This is a genomic window from Chromatiales bacterium 21-64-14 (assembly GCA_002255365.1).
Taxonomy (GTDB): Bacteria; Pseudomonadota; Gammaproteobacteria; order 21-64-14; family 21-64-14; genus 21-64-14.
Window position 1 is genome coordinate 29,846 of record NCBI01000018.1, and the last position, 16,145, is coordinate 45,990.

17 protein-coding genes are annotated in these 16,145 nt (G+C 65.1%); 3 read left to right on the top strand and 14 right to left on the bottom strand.

Annotation, left to right across the window (positions count from 1 at the left end; translation table 11 throughout):
* Nucleotides 1-36: 36 nt before the first annotated feature.
* From B7Z66_09610 to B7Z66_09660, 11 genes are all read right to left on the bottom strand, one after another.
* Nucleotides 37-666 (bottom strand): dTMP kinase, encoded by a 630-nt coding sequence (locus B7Z66_09610; GenBank protein OYV76202.1) that lies wholly within the window; start codon nucleotides 664-666, stop codon nucleotides 37-39.
* Nucleotides 666-1,709 (bottom strand): aminodeoxychorismate lyase, encoded by a 1,044-nt coding sequence (locus B7Z66_09615; GenBank protein OYV76240.1) that lies wholly within the window; start codon nucleotides 1,707-1,709, stop codon nucleotides 666-668. The genes B7Z66_09610 and B7Z66_09615 overlap by 1 nt, the downstream gene beginning before the upstream one ends.
* Nucleotides 1,710-1,741: 32 nt before the next feature.
* Nucleotides 1,742-2,557 (bottom strand): aminodeoxychorismate lyase, encoded by an 816-nt coding sequence (locus B7Z66_09620; GenBank protein OYV76203.1) that lies wholly within the window; start codon nucleotides 2,555-2,557, stop codon nucleotides 1,742-1,744.
* 107 nt (nucleotides 2,558-2,664) lie between these two features.
* A complete protein-coding gene (locus B7Z66_09625; GenBank protein OYV76204.1) occupies nucleotides 2,665-3,906 on the bottom strand; it encodes a beta-ketoacyl-[acyl-carrier-protein] synthase II in 1,242 nt (413 codons plus the stop codon).
* 112 nt (nucleotides 3,907-4,018) lie between these two features.
* Nucleotides 4,019-4,255, bottom strand: a complete 237-nt coding sequence (locus tag B7Z66_09630; protein ID OYV76205.1) for an acyl carrier protein — start codon at nucleotides 4,253-4,255, stop codon at nucleotides 4,019-4,021.
* A gap of 205 nt (nucleotides 4,256-4,460) precedes the next feature.
* A complete protein-coding gene (gene fabG, locus B7Z66_09635) occupies nucleotides 4,461-5,207 on the bottom strand; it encodes a 3-oxoacyl-ACP reductase (protein ID OYV76206.1) in 747 nt (248 codons plus the stop codon).
* A 63-nt stretch (nucleotides 5,208-5,270) separates the two neighbouring features.
* Nucleotides 5,271-6,209 (bottom strand): [acyl-carrier-protein] S-malonyltransferase, encoded by a 939-nt coding sequence (locus B7Z66_09640; GenBank protein ID OYV76241.1) that lies wholly within the window; start codon nucleotides 6,207-6,209, stop codon nucleotides 5,271-5,273.
* 92 nt (nucleotides 6,210-6,301) lie between these two features.
* Nucleotides 6,302-7,270 carry a 3-oxoacyl-ACP synthase gene (locus tag B7Z66_09645; GenBank protein ID OYV76207.1) on the bottom strand — a complete coding sequence of 323 codons (969 nt, stop codon included), beginning with the start codon at nucleotides 7,268-7,270 and terminating at the stop codon, nucleotides 6,302-6,304.
* Nucleotides 7,267-8,295 carry a phosphate acyltransferase gene (locus B7Z66_09650; protein OYV76208.1) on the bottom strand — a complete coding sequence of 343 codons (1,029 nt, stop codon included), beginning with the start codon at nucleotides 8,293-8,295 and terminating at the stop codon, nucleotides 7,267-7,269. The genes B7Z66_09645 and B7Z66_09650 overlap by 4 nt, the downstream gene beginning before the upstream one ends.
* 79 nt (nucleotides 8,296-8,374) lie before the next feature.
* Complete coding sequence (locus B7Z66_09655; GenBank protein ID OYV76209.1) at nucleotides 8,375-8,554, bottom strand: 50S ribosomal protein L32; 180 nt, start codon at nucleotides 8,552-8,554, stop codon at nucleotides 8,375-8,377.
* A gap of 22 nt (nucleotides 8,555-8,576) precedes the next feature.
* Nucleotides 8,577-9,098: a hypothetical protein gene (locus tag B7Z66_09660; protein ID OYV76210.1), complete on the bottom strand. Its 522-nt coding sequence runs from the start codon at nucleotides 9,096-9,098 to the stop codon at nucleotides 8,577-8,579.
* A gap of 355 nt (nucleotides 9,099-9,453) precedes the next feature.
* On the opposite strand from B7Z66_09660, the gene B7Z66_09665 reads away from it, so the two are divergent.
* The 3 genes from B7Z66_09665 to B7Z66_09675 are packed head-to-tail and all read left to right on the top strand — an operon-like array spanning nucleotide 9,454 to nucleotide 13,367.
* The gene (locus B7Z66_09665) at nucleotides 9,454-10,872 is read left to right on the top strand and encodes a pyruvate carboxylase subunit A (protein ID OYV76211.1); all 1,419 of its coding nucleotides are present in this window, start codon (nucleotides 9,454-9,456) and stop codon (nucleotides 10,870-10,872) included.
* A 57-nt stretch (nucleotides 10,873-10,929) separates the two neighbouring features.
* A complete protein-coding gene (locus B7Z66_09670; protein OYV76212.1) occupies nucleotides 10,930-12,759 on the top strand; it encodes an oxaloacetate decarboxylase subunit alpha in 1,830 nt (609 codons plus the stop codon).
* 20 nt (nucleotides 12,760-12,779) lie between these two features.
* A complete protein-coding gene (locus B7Z66_09675) occupies nucleotides 12,780-13,367 on the top strand; it encodes a septum formation inhibitor Maf (GenBank protein ID OYV76213.1) in 588 nt (195 codons plus the stop codon).
* 33 nt (nucleotides 13,368-13,400) lie between these two features.
* Here the strand turns inward: B7Z66_09675 and B7Z66_09680 are convergent, their stop codons facing one another.
* From B7Z66_09680 to B7Z66_09690, 3 genes are read right to left on the bottom strand one after another with little or no spacing between them, the layout of a single operon-like run.
* Entirely contained in the window at nucleotides 13,401-14,402 is a 1,002-nt protein-coding gene (locus B7Z66_09680) for a S49 family peptidase (protein OYV76242.1), read from the bottom strand.
* Between the two features lie 4 nt (nucleotides 14,403-14,406).
* The gene (locus B7Z66_09685; GenBank protein OYV76214.1) at nucleotides 14,407-15,114 is read right to left on the bottom strand and encodes a hypothetical protein; all 708 of its coding nucleotides are present in this window, start codon (nucleotides 15,112-15,114) and stop codon (nucleotides 14,407-14,409) included.
* The gene (locus B7Z66_09690) at nucleotides 15,104-16,072 is read right to left on the bottom strand and encodes a hypothetical protein (GenBank protein OYV76215.1); all 969 of its coding nucleotides are present in this window, start codon (nucleotides 16,070-16,072) and stop codon (nucleotides 15,104-15,106) included. The genes B7Z66_09685 and B7Z66_09690 overlap by 11 nt, the downstream gene beginning before the upstream one ends.
* Between the last annotated feature and the right edge of the window lie 73 nt (nucleotides 16,073-16,145).

The window sequence follows — 16,145 nt, forward strand, 5'->3', positions numbered from 1 at the left end:
TGCTCCAACAACCACGTTACTCCGCTGCAATCAATGCTAGCGGCCATTGCTTCGACAGTATGCCTCGAGAACTTGAGCCAGTGCCTCCCGTACCGCCTCCAGCGGCCGCGCCGCGTCGATCACCCGGTAACGGCCCAGCGTCGCCGCCCGTTGGCGGTAGGCCGCCCGGACCCGCTGGAAGAAATCCAGCGTCTCCCGCTCGAACCGATCCGCGGGCCCACGGCGCCCAGCGCGTTCCAGACCGATCTCCACCGGGGCGTCCAGGAGCAGAGTGAGATCTGGGCGCAGATCCCCCTGCACGAACCGCTCCAGTTCCACGATACGCGCCGGGTCCACTCCCCGCCCCCCGCCCTGGTAGGCATAGGTGGCATCGGTAAATCGGTCGCACAGCACCCAACTGCCCGCCTCCAGGGCCGGAAGGACGACCTGGGCCAAGTGTTGGGCCCGCGCCGCGAACATCAGCAGCAGTTCCGTATCGGGCGCCATTTCCTGGTGACGCTGATCCAGCACCAGGGCCCGGACGGCCTCCCCCAGCGGCGTTCCCCCGGGCTCCCGGGTCACCACCACGTCGATGCCCCGGTCCCGCAATCCGGACTCCAGGAAGGGCATGTGGGTGGATTTACCCACACCCTCCGTGCCTTCCACGGTAATGAATCTGCCCTGCATCAGTGCTCCGAAGTGGCGGCGGATCGAGGGCTCGGGCGCTTCGGGGCGCGATGGAGTTGAAAACGGTCCACCGCCCGGTCCTGCTCCGCCAGGGTCTCCGAGAATACATGGGTGCCGTCGCCCCGCGCCACGAAGTACAAGGCCTTGCCCGGGTCCGGGTGCAGCACCGCATGGATCGAGGCCAGTCCCGGCGTGGCGATGGGGGTGGGCGGCAGTCCCTTGTTGCGGTAGGTATTGTACGGGGTCTCGTGACGCAGGTCGCGGACGCGCAAGTTCCCGTCGAAGGCGGATCCCAGGCCATAGATGACGGTTGGATCCGCCTGCAGCCGCATGCCTAGCGCCAAGCGGCGTTCATAGACCCCGGCGATCTCGGCACGTTCGGCGGGGACCGCGGTCTCCTTCTCCACGATGGAGGCCAGGATCAGGGCCTGATACGGCGTGTTCAGAGGCAGACCCGGTGCGCGGCGGCGCCACTCTGTATCCAGGCGGAGCGTCATGGTCTGATACGCGCGCTGGAGAAATTGCAGATCGGTGGTCCCGCGCGGATAGAAATAGGTGTCCGGGAAGAACCTTCCTTCCGGATTTTGTCCCGGATGTCCGAGCCGTGCCATGATCTGCGCGTCGCTGAGGCCCGCAAGCGTGTGGACCAAGCTATCATGGGCCTCAATGGCCTCCATGACCTCCCGGAACGTCCATCCTTCCACCAGCGTCAGCGTATATTGCAGTACCTTGCCCGCGGCGATCCGGGACAGCAGTTCCCGGGGCGTGGTGTCGGCCTGGAATTCGTATTGCCCGGCCTGCAGCCGCTGGGAAATTCCCATGCGCCGCCCCAGCCAGACCAGATAGGACGGATGGTGGATAACCCCGCGCCGTGTCAAATCGTCGGCCAACTGGTGCAGCGACGTTCCCTTGTCCAATACGTAGGGCAGCGGCCGTCCTTCCAAGTGGAGAGGCGAGTCCACGAACTCCTGGTACCCCAGGTAGGTCCATCCGAAGACAAAGCTGCCTAGCAGGATGGTGAGTCCGAGCAACTTGTAGAGCAGAGTACGCAGGGTCAGGCTCCAAGCGTGAAACACTACACGAGGGTCAGCCACTCGGCTAGGCGCAAGGTCAGGCTCCTGCTGGTATAGGTGTGGCGGTCGATCCGGCACACCGGCCAGATCCCAATCAGGCTGTTACACAGAAAGATCTCCTCGGCGCCGGTAAGTTCCTCTGCTGCCACGTCCCGGACCTGACACGGGATCCCCCGCGCGGCGGCCTGCTCCAGGATTATCGCTCGCACCACCCCCGCCACTCCGCAGCGCGCGAGATCCGGCGTGATCAGCGTCCCGTCGCGCACCAGGAACAGATTGCTCATGGTCCCCTCGACCACGCGCCCGTGCAGGTCCAGCATCAGCCCTTCCGGGATCGCGGGGTCGTCCCACTCGGCCCGCGCCAACACCTGTTCCAACCGGTTGAGATGCTTGATCCCGGCCAGGGCGGGGTTGATCCCGAGCCGGGTCGCGCAGATCCGCGTCACCACTCCCTCCCGTCGATGGGCCTCCGGATACGCCGGTGCCGGATACAGCGCCAGGATCCGGGTGGCTTGCACCCCGGCGGATGGGGGCGGCGGCCGGTAGCCGCGCTCCCCGGCCCCCCGGGTCACGAGGATCTTGAGGGTGCCCGCAGCCGCGTCCTGGCAGACCTGGGCCGCTTCCCGGCGCAGGCGATCGGGGTCCGGCGCGGGAATGGCGAGGCGCGTGCAATCGGCCGTCAGGCGGGCCAGATGCCGTTCCCAATGCAGTGGGCGGGCATCCCGGACCATGAGGGTCTCAAACAGCCCGTCTCCGTACTGCAGGCCCCGGTCCGCCACCGGCAGCTGGTCGGTTTCACGCCCGTTAACCAAAATCACGTCATCGCCCCTGGTCGTGGCCGTCCCCGGCCTGACGCCAGCTCCGTGGGCCTTGACCAGACACGTTGGGCGAACGCCGGATCGGCCTCCAAGCGTAAGACCCTACACTAACGCAAGGCGCGCAGCAGCAGCGTGGCGTTGGTACCGCCGAACCCGAAGGAGTTCGACAGGGCCACATCGATCTTCATCGCGCGGGCGCTACCCGGAACGAAGTCCAGGTCGCACTCCGGATCCGGCGTGAACTGGTTGATGGTAGGAGGAGCCACTTGGTCACGGATGGCGAGCGCGATGAACACCGCCTCGATGCCCCCGGCGGCGCCCAGCGGGTGACCGGTCATGGATTTGGTGGAACTCACCGCGAGACGGTAAGCGTGATCTCCGAACGCGCCTTTGATGGCGTCGCACTCCGCCTTATCGCCGACTGGAGTGGAGGTGCCGTGGGCATTGACGTAGTCCACCGCGTCCGGCTCCAGGCCGGCGTCGCGCAACGCGTTGCGCATGCAACGGCGCGCACCCGCCCCGCCCTCGCAGGGTTGGGTCATATGGTAGGCGTCGCCACTCATACCATAGCCGGCCACCTCCGCGTAGATGCGTGCGCCGCGCCGCCGCGCGAATTCGTATTCCTCCAAGACCAGGACTCCGGCCCCGTCACTCAGAACAAACCCGTCGCGATCCTTGTCCCAGGGACGGCTCGCGGTGGCGGGGTCGTCATTGCGGGTGGACAGTGCGCGGGAGGCGGCGAAACCGCCCAGGCCAGTGGGTGTGGTGGCCATCTCGGTGCCGCCCGCGACCATCACATCAGCGTCGCCATAGGCGATGATACGGGCCGCTTCACCGATGTTATGGGTCCCCGTCGTGCACGCGGACACGATGGAGAGATTGGGGCCCTGGATCCCCAGCAGAATCGACAGGTCGCCAGCGACCATGTTGATGATGCTGCCGGGAACGAAGAACGGGGAAATCTTGCGCGGCCCGCCATCCAGGTAGGATCTATAGCCCCGCTCGATCCAGCTTAGGCCGCCGATTCCAGACCCGATCGCGACCCCGATGCGCTCGGCGTTGGCCTCCGTCACGGTCAGACCGGCATCCTCAACGGCCTGCATGGCGGCGGCGATGCCATAGTGGATAAAGGGGTCGGACTTCTTGACCTCCTTCGGAGAGAGGTAGCGGGCCGGATCGAAGTCACGCACCGATCCCCCGAACCGGACCGGGAAATCGGTAACGTCGAAGTGGGTGATCGGGCCGATACCGCTGCGCCCGGCGAGGATGTTATCCCAGGCCTGCGGCACGCTGTTGCCCACGGGCGAAACGATACCAAGCCCGGTAATCACCACACGTCTGCCGATCAAGAAGCCATCCTCTCGCGCCGGTGCGATCCGGTTCTCGCCTGGGGCCAAAAAAACAACAGGCCGCAGCCACCCCTACAGTGGATCACGCGGCCCGGTCGGTCGATCCAGCGGATCAGCCGATATGCGTATTGATGTACTCGACAGCCTGCTGGACGGTGGTGATCTTCTCCGCCTCTTCGTCGGGGATCTCGCACTCGAACTCCTCCTCCAGTGCCATCACCAACTCCACGGTATCCAAGGAGTCGGCACCGAGATCGTCGACGAACGACGCGTCGGGCGTCACCTCTTCATCTTTGACGCCCAATTGCTCTATAACGATCTTCTGGACGCGTTCTGCGACACTGCTCATGAGCGATCTAACCTCCCACACTGAAATGGAAATGCGTGCGGTATTGTAGTGAATTCATACCGCGTGTTCCACAAATGTAAAGACAAAACGGCTGCTGTCAAGCCAGTAATCACCGCGCCGGAAAAAATCCAACGAAAAGCTATATGCGGTAGCTAGTTAACTGAAGCGTCATACTGCCGGCCAGCGGCCACGGACCGCACCCCGGTCACGACATATACATGCCTCCGTTCACGTGCAGGGTCTCCCCGGTGATGTAGGCCGCCGCAGGGGAGGCCAGGAATGCCACCGCCTGCGCCACTTCCGTGGCGGTGCCCAGCCGCTGGAGGGGGATGCGCTCCAACAGTACATCGCGCTGCGCCTCGGGTAGTGCGCGGGTCATATCGGTATCGATGAAGCCCGGAGCTACCGCGTTTATCGTAATGCCCCGAGATCCCACCTCCCGCGCCAGGGATTTGGTGAACCCGATGATCCCGGCCTTGGCGGCCGCGTAATTGGCTTGGCCTGGGTTTCCGGTCAAGGCCACCACCGAGGTGATGTTGATGACCCGGCCCTTGCGGGCCTTCATCATCCCGCGCAGACAGGCCTTGCTCAGCCGGAACACGGCGCCGAGATTCACGTCGATAACGCTCGCCCACTCCGCGTCTTTCATACGCATCAGCAGATTGTCGCGCGTGATGCCCGCGTTGTTCACCAGGATCGTTGGGCCGCCCATCTCGCTGGACAGTCCGCCCATCAGGGCTTCGATGGAAGCCGGATCCGCGGCGTCCAACACCCTGCCCTCCCCGGCGAACCCCTGGGTCTGGAGCCACGCGGCAATACCCGCGGCGCCCGCCTCGGTAGTGGCGGTGCCGATGACCCGCGCGCCCGCGCGCGCCAGCTCCAGGGCGATCGCCTGACCGATCCCGCGGCTCGCGCCGGTGACCAACGCGATCTCGCCTTCCAAGGATCCCATCCGATTGTCCTCCCCCGCTACGTAGTGGTGTGGCCGCACCCGGCGCACGGGCAGCCCGCACGGCTACCCCGCGCCCAAGGACCGCAGCGCCTCAGAGAGGCCCTCCGGATCCTCGATACAACGCACGTCCAAGCGCTTGTCGATACGCCGATTCAGGCCCGACAGTACCTTGCCCGGCCCACATTCCAGCAATGTGGTGCATCCGCGCTGCGCCAAGTCGCGCACCGTCTCCACCCAACGTACCGGATGGTCCAGCTGGCGCACCAGTGCCGCCCGAATCTCCGCGGGCGTGTCATGGGTGGCGGCATCGGCGTTTTGCACCACGGGGATGCTCGGGCTCCGCACGTCGGCGCGCTCCAGCTCCGCCGCCAAGCGCTCGGCTGCGGGTCCCATGAGGGCGCAATGCGATGGTACGCTGACCGGCAACGGTACCACCCGGCGCGCGCCGGCACCGCGCGCCAATTCCACGGCGCGCGCCACCGCCTCGGCGTGCCCCGCGATCACCACCTGGCCGGGCGCGTTGAAGTTCGCCGCCGCGACCACTTGGCCGGCGGCTGCCGCCGTGCACAAGGCGCGCACCGCGTCATCCTCCAGCCCAAGGATCGCGGCCATTGCGCCCGCGCCCGGGGCAACCGCCGCCTGCATCAACTGACCGCGCAAACGGGTGATCCGGACCGCTGGCGCGAAATCCAGGGCGCCGGCGCACACCAGCGCCGTGTATTCTCCCAGACTGTGGCCCGCCAGCCGCGCCGGTGCCGGGCCCCCAGCGGCGCGCCACGCCCGCCATACCGCCACACCGGCCGTGAGCATGGCAGGCTGTGTGCATTCGGTCTGGTTCAGACGCGCTTCGGGTCCGCTGCTTACCAGGGCCCAGAGGTCCTCGCCCAAGGCCTCGGATGCCTCCGCAAAGGTCGCTCGCACGTGCGGATCGGCCATCGCCAGCGACGCCAGCATGCCCACCGATTGGGAACCCTGCCCGGGGAATACCATAGCCAGGGTAATCGACGTCGTCATTTCCATTTGAAGCATCAATAAGCGCGTGTAATAAATGAATTTAATTATCTATGTTATAGATTCGTCCGCCGGCTATGCACTCAGTAGCGCATCAGCGCGGCACCCCAGGTAAACCCGCCCCCGAAGGCCTCCATCAGGATGGTGGCCCCGGGCTGGATGCGGCCGTCGCGCACCGCCACGTCCAGGGCGAGCGGGATCGACGCCGCCGAGGTATTGCCATGGGTGTCCACGGTGACCACCACCCGTTCCATGGGCAAGTTGAGCTTGCGGGCGGTGGCTGCGATGATCCGGATATTGGCTTGGTGCGGGATGAGCCAGTCCACATCGGACTTGCGCAGATGGTTGGCGTGCAGCACCTCGGTAACGATGCGTCCCAGGGTATTGACAGCCATGCGGAACACTTCGTTGCCCTTCATCTGAATGTTCGCGCTCCCGTCCCAGAACTGCGCCCGGTTCTCCGAGACCCCGGCGGGGACCGTCAACAGGTGTTCATAGTGGCCATCGGCGTGCAGATGCGTGGATAGGACACCCGGCGTATCGCTGGATTGCAACACCACGGCACCGGCCCCGTCGCCGAACAGCACACAGGTCGAGCGGTCCTTCCAATCGAGAATCCGCGACAGCGTTTCCGCCCCCACCACCAGGGCGCAGCGCGCGCTCCCGGTGCGGATGAATTTGTCCGCCACCGCCAGTGCATAGACAAAACCGGTGCATACCGCCTGTACGTCGAAGGCCGGACAACCGTGGATGCCGAGACGCTGCTGGAGCAGACAGGCGGTGCTCGGAAACACCCGGTTCGGCGTGGTGGTCGCGACGATTATCAGGTCGACGGCCCCGGGTTCGAGCCCCGCCGCCTGCAGCGCACGCCGCGCCGCGGCCTCCGCCAGGTCGCAGGTGGTTTCGGTTTCTGCCGCGATATGACGTTCGCGTATGCCGGTGCGGTCCTGAATCCACGCATCCGAGGTGTCGACCATCTTTTCCAGGTCGAGATTGGTCAGAACTTTTTCCGGCAGGTACCCGCCGGTGCCCGTGATGCGCGTGTAGGTCAACCTGCCCGCCTTTCCGCCAGGAGGGTTTCGAGCCGGTCCCGGATCTTCTCAGGCACCGCCTTCTCGACCTCGAGGACCGCGATCCGGATAGCGTTGGCGAAAGCAAAGGCGTCCGCGCCGCCGTGGCTCTTGATGACGATTCCCTGAAGGCCCAACAGACTCGCCCCGTTGTAACGCCGTGCGTCAATCTTCGCCCGCAGCGCACGCAGCACTGGAAAAGCGGCAAGGGCAGCGACACGGGTCAGGAGATTGCGCGAGAACTCCCGCTTGACGTGATGCGCGATGAACTTGGCGACACCTTCGCTGGTCTTGAGCGCGACATTGCCCACGAACCCGTCACACACCACTACGTCCACGCCGCCGGTATAGACGTCGTCCCCCTCGACGAAACCGATGTAATTCAGCGGGCTCATGGACAGCAGGGCCGCGGCTTCCTTAACCTGTTCGTTGCCCTTGATCTCCTCCTCGCCCACATTGAGCAGACCTACCCGTGGGAGAGTGTTGTTGTCCACCGCGCTGACCAGGACCGAGCCCATGACCGCGAACTGGAACAACTGTTGAGCGGTGCAATCCACGTTGGCCCCGAGGTCGAGGACGTAGGTATGTCCGGTGATGGAAGGCAATGCGGATATGATCGCAGGGCGATCCACTCCAGGCAGGGTCTTCAACACGAAACGCGAAATGGCCATCAGCGCGCCGGTATTGCCGGCGCTGACACAGGCATCTGCGCGCCCTTCTTTCACCAAGTTGATCGCCACGCGCATGGACGAGTCCTTTTTCATGCGCAGGGCGTGGGAGGGTGGATCATCCATCTCCACCCGCTCAGAGGCATGGTGGATCTCCAGGCGATCCCCGGCACGCCCGCCGACCTTGGCCAGGGATGCGTCGATGACGCTCCGGTCACCAACCAGAATCAGACGCAACTGCGGAAACTCCCGCAGCACCTGCAAAGCCGCGGGGATAACCACGTCCGAACCGTGGTCACCCCCAAGGGCGTCCAGTGCGATGGCGCGCGGTTCGTTCATGACCGTGGGCCACGGCCAACAATCGCGCCGGGCGGTGCCTCAGGCGATTTCATGGAGACCTGGGTTTCCGTGGCCGATCCTATTCGTCGCTGCTGGAGACCACTTTGCGGCCGCGGTAATACCCGCTTGGGCTCACATGGTGGCGAATATGTGTCTCACCGGTGGTCGGCTCAATGGACAGGGTCATCGGCTTGAGCGCGTCGTGAGCGCGGCGCATGCCGCGCTTGGACGGGGTCTTGCGGGATTTCTGTACCGCCATGGTCGTCTACTCCGATTTGGGCTCAGTCACGTCGTTTCAGTTCTTTGAGCATCGCGAACGGGTCCTCGGTGCTCCCCGTCGCATCCTGCTCCTCCTCGGCACGCGCCGGGGTGTATGCCATACACGGTTCCCCATCGCCGTGCAGTGCCACGATCGGCAGCGCCAGGATCAACTCATCCTCGATGATCTCGGAAACCGCCATCGGCCCTGGGGTCACCAGCAGTGGTTCATACTGCATCGGCAGCCGATCCGCCTCCTCATCACTGCGCACCAGCCCCAGCAGGATCTCGCGGTCCACTTCCAGACCCATGGGCTCCAGGCAGCGCTGGCAAACCAAGCTCAGCCGCGCCTCGATCCGTCCGTGCAGATACGCGATCCGCTGCTCGTCCCGATCCAAGTACAATTCCACCTGGACGGCACCCTCGGTGCTGGCCAGCGTCCGCCCGAGACGGTCCATCCGCGACAGCGCCACCTGTCCACGATAGGCCTGCCCCTGCTCCACCCGACGCAGGGGTTCGAAGTGTTGCGGAAGCGACTTAAACATCAAGCCCGTCAATATAGACCCTGAAGTATTCAGTTGTCAAAGTAAAATCCCTTTAGAAACGGGCTACTAGGTTGTTGTTTCCGGGCCCCTTGTGCTTGACAGGCCGGAGCGTTTTGCGTAGAAACCCATGAAGACGCCAGCGGCGGGACGCGTAGCCGGTCTGATCGCGACGGATCCCAGGGGGATCGCGCGGTTCCCAGCCCGGTCCCGCGGACCCGAGCGGCGCCGGATTGATCCCACGGGACGACCCCCCAGCGCATCACTGGAGCGGTCCGCCGCCTTCATGAATAATGCGGGTTAGCACGCGCGATTTCCGGGTCCCGCTCGGGTCCGGAACCGGAGACGGGGGCCACCCGTGATCAAAAAACTTCTCATCGCCAACCGCGGCGAAGTGGCGGTACGGGTCGTACGCGCCTGCGCGGAGATGGGCATTACCTCCGTGGCCATCTATACCGACGCTGATCGCCATGGGCTCCATGTCAAAAAAGCGGACCAGGCCTACGGCATCGGGCCCGATTCCGTAGCCGGCTACCTCAACGTGCACCGGATCGTGAATCTGGCCCGTGCCACCGGTTGCGACGCCATCCATCCCGGTTACGGCTTCCTGTCCGAAAACCCGCTGTTTGCGGAGACCTGCGCCCGCCGCGGGATCTGCTTCGTCGGACCATCTGCGGAGGTCATCCGGCGCATGGGGGATAAGACCGAGGCGCGCCGAACCATGCGCGCGGCCGGGATCCCAGTGATCCCCGGCAGCGACGACAACCTGACCAGCCTGGAGGAGGCGCTGGTGCTGGCGCAGTCCATCGGATATCCGGTGATGCTCAAGGCGACCACCGGCGGAGGCGGCCGGGGCATTCGGCGTTGCGCGTCACCGGAGGAACTCCGGCGCCAGTACCAGCGGGTGCTCTCCGAAGCACGCAAGGCGTTTGGGAACGCCGATATCTTCCTGGAGAAGTGCATCGAGCGCCCGCGTCACATCGAGGTTCAGATCCTCGCGGACCGGCACGGGAACCTGGTGCATCTGTATGAACGGGACTGCTCCATCCAGCGCCGCCATCAGAAGCTGCTGGAAGTGGCGCCCTCCCCACAGCTCGACGACGCCCAGCGTGAGCACCTGAGCGGGCTGGCGTTGCGCGTCGCGCGGGCGGCGGGATACGAGAACGCCGGTACCGTCGAGTTCCTGGTGGACGGCTCGGGCGCGTGCTATTTCATGGAGATGAATACCCGTCTGCAGGTGGAACACACCGTCACCGAGGAAATCACCGGGCTCGACATCGTGCAGGCGCAGATCCGTATCGCGGCCGGGCTGCCGCTCGGCTTCCGCCAGGAGGAAATCCGGCACAGCGGTTACGCCATGGAATTCAGGATCAACGCCGAGGATCCCAAGAACGACTTCCTGCCGAGCTTCGGGCGCATCACCCGGTACTTCGCCCCAGGCGGACCTGGCGTGCGCACCGACGGCGCCATCTATACGGGGTACGAGATTCCGCCCTATTATGACTCCATGTGTGTGAAGCTCACGGTCTGGGCGCGGGATTGGGAAGGGCTGCTGGCGCGGGCCGGTAGGGCGTTGCGTGACATCGGCGTGTTCGGGGTGAAGACCACGATCCCCTACCATTTACAGATCCTCGGGAACCCCGAATTCCGTGCCGGGCACTTCGATACCGGCTTTGTGGAACAACATCCGGAACTGACCGACTATACCGCCCAGCGCCCGCGCCGCGAGCTGGCCGCGGCGATCGCCGCCGCAGTAGCCGCCCAGGCGGGTCTCTGATCCCGGCCGGCAGCGCCCCAGGACGCCCCGAACATTCAACCCGCAACGGTGGTGGCAATGCCCAGGGTCAAAATCACCGACGTGATATTACGGGACGCGCACCAGTCCCTGATTGCCACCCGTATGCGCACCGCCGATATGGTCCCGGTGTGCGCGCGTCTCGATCAGGTGGGATATTGGTCATTGGAGGTGTGGGGTGGAGCAACCTTCGACGCGTGCTTGCGCTACCTGAAGGAGGATCCCTGGGAACGGCTGCGGACGCTGCGCAAGGCGCTGCCCAACACGCGCTTGCAGATGTTGCTCCGGGGCCAGAATCTGCTGGGATACCGCCACTACCCGGACGACGTGGTGGGCTACTTCGTCGATCACGCGGCAAACAACGGCATCGATGTGTTCCGCATCTTCGATGCCCTCAACGATCTGCGCAACCTCGAAGTTCCGGTACGGGCGGTTAAAGCCGCGGGCAAGCACGCCCAGGGAACCATCTGCTACACGACCAGCCCAGTGCACGGGATCCCGCAGTTCGTGGAACTGGCCCGCGGCCTGGAGGCCATGGGTTGCGACAGCGTCGTGGTCAAGGACATGGCGGGGCTGCTCACCCCGATGGTGGCTGCCGGCCTGTTTCGGGAGCTGCGCCAAGCGGTGGGGGTTCCGCTCCACCTGCATAGTCACAACAGCGCCGGGCTCGCCTATATGTGCCATCTCAAGGCGGTGGAGAACGGCTGCGAGTACATCGACACGGCGATCTCGGCATTTGCCGACGGACCGAGCCACCCCGCCACCGAGAGTCTGGTCGCGGCGTTGCATGGCACCGAATACGACACCGGACTCGACCTTGCCCTGTTGCAGTCCATCGGTGACTACTTTCTGAAGGTGCGCAGGAAATACCGCCGCTTCGAGAGCGACTACAACACCGTGGATACCCGCGTTCAGGTCAACCAAGTTCCCGGGGGCATGATCAGTAACCTCTATCAACAGTTGCGTGAACAAGACGCGTTGGCGCGCCTCGATGATGTGCTGGCGGAAATCCCGAAGGTGCGTGAGGATCTGGGGTATCCGCCCCTGGTGACCCCCACCTCGCAGATCGTCGGCACCCAGGCACTGCTCAACGTCCTGACCGGCGCCCGCTATAAGACCATCACCAACGAGGTCAAGCTCTACCTGCAAGGGCGTTACGGCCGCGCGCCGGGCCCCGTCAATGCCTTGGTGCGCCAGCAGGCGATCGGCAATGCGGAGATCGTGGATGGGCGCCCGGCAGACACCCTGGCCCCGGAGATGGACACCCTGCGCGCGGCGGTAGCGGGGTTGGCCCACAGCGAAGAGGACGTACTGACCTTCGCGATGTTTCCAGATCTGGGCCGGGAGTTCCTGGAGCGGCGCGCGGCGGGCACCCTGGAACCGGAATCGCTGGAGGTGCCCGCAGGGGAGATACCGGCGCAGAGCGCACCGGTCCCCACGGAGTTCAACATCACGCTCCATGGCGAGAGCTACCACATTAAAGTGACCGGGAGCGGCCACAAAACCCGCGATCAGCGGCCGTTCTATGTCTATGTGGACGGGATGCCCGAGGAGATCCTGGTGGAGACCCTCGACACCCTGGGAACACTGCCGCCGGGCAACGTGTCCGCGGGCCGCGGCGCGGTGCAGGGCAGCCGCCGGCCACGCGCCAGTACTGCCGGTGACGTGGTCACCTCGATGCCCGGCACCATTGTGGAGGTGCGCGTCAAAGTGGGCGACACGGTGCACGCCGGGGACCCGCTGCTGATCACCGAGGCCATGAAGATGGAGACCGAGATCCAGGCCCCCCTCGCAGGCACCGTAACTGCGGTCCACGTGAGCAAAGGTGACAAGGTCAATCCCGACGAGACTCTGATTGAGATCCGATGATGTCTGAGCCTAGCGCACCCATGGCCGGTCCGGTGGACTTGGTCCTCGCTTCGACATCACCCTACCGTCGCGAACTGCTCACGCGTCTGGGCCTCGCGTTTCGCACCTATGCGCCGGACGTGGATGAGACACCGCACCCCGATGAGGCGCCAGAGGCCCTGGTGAAGCGTCTTGCGCAGGCCAAGGCGCGCGCCGCGGCCGCGGCCTGCCCCGGCGCGCTGATCATCGGTTCCGATCAAGTGGCGATCCTTGACGGCAGGATCCTCGGCAAGCCGGGGACTCACGACAACGCCTGCACCCAACTTCTCCACGCCAACGGACGCACGATGCGCTTCGCCATCGGCTTGGCCTTGCTGAACACCGTCCACGACCGCATGCGGGCGGAGGTGGTTCCGTTCCAGGTGGTGTTCCGCCGCCTGACCCACGAGCAGATCGAACACTACGTGGCACGGGATGAACCCTATAACTGCGCCGGCAGCTTCCGCTCCGAGGGACTCGGCATCACCTTGTTCGAACGCCTGGAGGGGGACGATCCCACGGCGCTCATGGGGCTGCCCCTGATCCGCTTGGTGCGCATGCTGGAAAACGAAGGCGTCGCGGTTCTGTAGGCCCGCTGCCCGATCCGCGTCCCCAGGGGGCCGTCAGCGCAGTTGCGGCGCGGACAACCAGGTCATCACGGCGTGCGCCATGGTGGTACCCACCCGGTCGCTCAAACGGTCGAACAGGTTCTGCCGCCGCGTGTAGTTCACGATGCGCGGCGCGCCGATGATCCTGCGAGCCACGTAGCGCGCGCTGCCGATCCCGTCCACCAGCCCGAGCTTGACGCTCTGGTCTCCGGTCCATACCAGACCGCTGAACAAATCCGGGGTCGGCTTGAGTCGGCTCCCGCGCCCCTGTTCCACCGCCTGGATGAACTGGCGGTGAATGTCATCCAGCATCTGCTGGAGATGTTGCACGTCCACCGGGTTCTCCGGGGAAAACGGATCCATGAATCCCTTGTGCGCGCCGGAGGTAATCAAGCGCCGTTCCACACCGAGTTTCTTCAGGGTTTCCACAAAACCAAAGCCGTCCATCAAGACCCCGATGGAACCCACGATACTGGCTTGATCGGCATAGATCTGGTCGGTGGCCACTGCCACGTAGTAGCCCCCGGACGCGCAGATGTCGGTGATCACCGCGTAGATCGGAATATCCGGATGGGCCGTGCGCAGGTCGCGGATCGCATGATTGATCTCCCCCGCCTGAACAGGGCTGCCGCCGGGGCTGTTGATACGCAGAATTACCCCGGCGGTGTCCTTGTCATCGAACGCCGCCCGCAGACCGCGGATCACGTTGTCCGCACTGGCGGGGGCGCCCGCAGCGATGATCCCCGTGAGGTCCACCAGCGCAGTATGGCGCCCGCCGGGCAGACCCTCCGCGCGCCAGCGGGCAGGCGTTACCACCACTGCCAGCACTACGAACAGGTACAGGAACAAAAGCGATTTGAAAAAGATCCCCCAGCGGCGGGAACGACGCTGTTCGATCAGTGCGGCGAATGCGAGGCGCTGCAACAAGTCCTGGCCGGGGGCCGCGGACGGTGGAGACGCCACCGGGGCGGGGGATGACGGCGGCTGCGCGCCGGATTGCTGTTCTTCATCCGACATGTGTTCACCCTCCGCGTTGGGCCGGTCCTGAACGCGCACCGGTATCCGCCACTGATCCGGCCTGCGCTAGCCATTTTGGAAATTGGCTCAGGGCGTCGATACATCCCGTCGGACCGTGACGCAGCAGGCGCTCCGCACTGTGCACACCATGGGTGATCCCGAGCCCGTGGGCGCCTGCGTTGCGCGCCATCGCCATATCGTACTCGGTATCGCCGATCATCAGGGTCGCGCCCGGATCCACGCCGAGTTCCGCCATGATCTCCAGCAGCATTCGGGGATCCGGCTTGGAGCAGGTCTCCTCGGCGCAGCGGCTGGCGTGAAACCGCCGTTCCAGTCCCGTGCCATGCAACTCCCGCAGCAGGCCCTGGCGACTCTTGCCCGTAGCGACCGCCAGCAGGTAACCGGCGGCGTCCAGTGCCTCCAGGACCAGTTCGGCATCCGGAAACAACGGCGGGACCCGTCCCGGGGTGACGAAATGCGCCCGGTAGCGCGCCGTGAACCGGTCCTTGAACTCTCCGTCGCGATCCGGAAACAGGGTATCCAGGGCCTCCCGCAGGCCGAGCCCGATGACGTCCTGTACCTGCGCTTCCGGCAACCGCGGGACGTTGAGGTCTGCCATGGCTGCGTGCATGCTCGCCACGATGTGGCCGACCGAATCCATCAGCGTGCCGTCCCAATCGAACACCAACAGTCGGTACCGCTTAGTCGGCATGGCGCGTTTCCAGGGTTTCCAGCAGCGCCTTGAGTTCCGGGTCCAGCGGCGCGCTGACGCTCAACTCGCGGACCCCGGGTGCCGGCTCCAAACTCACGAACTGGGCATGCAGAAACATCCGCCGCAACCCCAGGGCGCGCATCCGGCGGTTAAACGCCGGGTCGCCGTACTTCTCGTCTCCCGCCAGCGGATGACCGATATGCGCGCCGTGGACCCGGATCTGGTGGGTACGCCCGGTAACGATGGACACCTCCATCAGGGTGCTGTCCGCGTACCGCGCCACCGGCCGGAACCGGCTGAGCGCCGGCTTGCCAGCGGCCTCGACCTGTACCATCCGCTCCCCCCCTTGCAGCACATTGCGCCGCAGGGGCATGGAGACCTCGCGTTTGCCCCCGTCCCACTGTCCCGCCACCAGGGCCAGATAGCGCTTCTCCATGCGGCCTCCGCGCAGGGCATCATGCAGGGCCCGCAACGCTTGGCGGGAACGCGCCACCACGAGGCAACCGGAAGTCTCCCGGTCCAGCCGATGGACCAGTTCCAGCGCGGGTTCATCCGGGTATAAGGCACGCAGGCTCTCGATGATGCCGTAGGGTACCCCGGAACCGGCATGCACCGGCATCCCGGACGGCTTGTCGATCACCAGCAGGTCCGGACCCCGATGCAGGATCCGTTGCGCAAGCCACGCAACGCGCTCCGGCTCTGGGCCGGCTGCCGCCGTGGGCGCGCTTTGCGTGTAGGGCGGTATCCGTACTTCATCCCCGGTCCGCACCCGGTAGTGCGCCCGGATCCGTCCACGGTTCACCCGCACCTGCCCGGTACGCAATACTTGGTAGACATGGCTGCGAGGCACGCCTTTCATGTGCCGTGCCAAGAAATTATCGATGCGTTGTCCCGCATCGTCGGCAAGCACTACCACGATCCGGGGGGCATTCCGCGGCTTGTGTAAATCGGCACCCATCGGTCGGCGATCATACCAGTTTAGGTGGGTGAATTGCTGGGATTGGGGAACACTGATATAGTCAGGCGACCGT

Excerpts from the sequence above, each read along its gene's own strand:
- fabG (OYV76206.1), bottom strand. The coding sequence starts at position 5,207 with ATGGGATCCTTGGAAGGCGAGATCGCGTTGGTCACCGGCGCGAGCCGC.
- B7Z66_09630 (OYV76205.1), bottom strand. The coding sequence starts at position 4,255 with ATGAGCAGTGTCGCAGAACGCGTCCAGAAGATCGTTATAGAGCAATTG.
- B7Z66_09690 (OYV76215.1), bottom strand. The coding sequence starts at position 16,072 with ATGGGTGCCGATTTACACAAGCCGCGGAATGCCCCCCGGATCGTGGTA.
- B7Z66_09610 (OYV76202.1), bottom strand. The coding sequence starts at position 666 with ATGCAGGGCAGATTCATTACCGTGGAAGGCACGGAGGGTGTGGGTAAA.
- B7Z66_09660 (OYV76210.1), bottom strand. The coding sequence starts at position 9,098 with ATGTTTAAGTCGCTTCCGCAACACTTCGAACCCCTGCGTCGGGTGGAG.
- B7Z66_09685 (OYV76214.1), bottom strand. The coding sequence starts at position 15,114 with ATGCCGACTAAGCGGTACCGACTGTTGGTGTTCGATTGGGACGGCACG.
- B7Z66_09650 (OYV76208.1), bottom strand. The coding sequence starts at position 8,295 with ATGAACGAACCGCGCGCCATCGCACTGGACGCCCTTGGGGGTGACCAC.
- B7Z66_09675 (OYV76213.1), top strand. The coding sequence starts at position 12,780 with ATGGCCGGTCCGGTGGACTTGGTCCTCGCTTCGACATCACCCTACCGT.
- B7Z66_09655 (OYV76209.1), bottom strand. The coding sequence starts at position 8,554 with ATGGCGGTACAGAAATCCCGCAAGACCCCGTCCAAGCGCGGCATGCGC.
- B7Z66_09670 (OYV76212.1), top strand. The coding sequence starts at position 10,930 with ATGCCCAGGGTCAAAATCACCGACGTGATATTACGGGACGCGCACCAG.
- B7Z66_09680 (OYV76242.1), bottom strand. The coding sequence starts at position 14,402 with ATGTCGGATGAAGAACAGCAATCCGGCGCGCAGCCGCCGTCATCCCCC.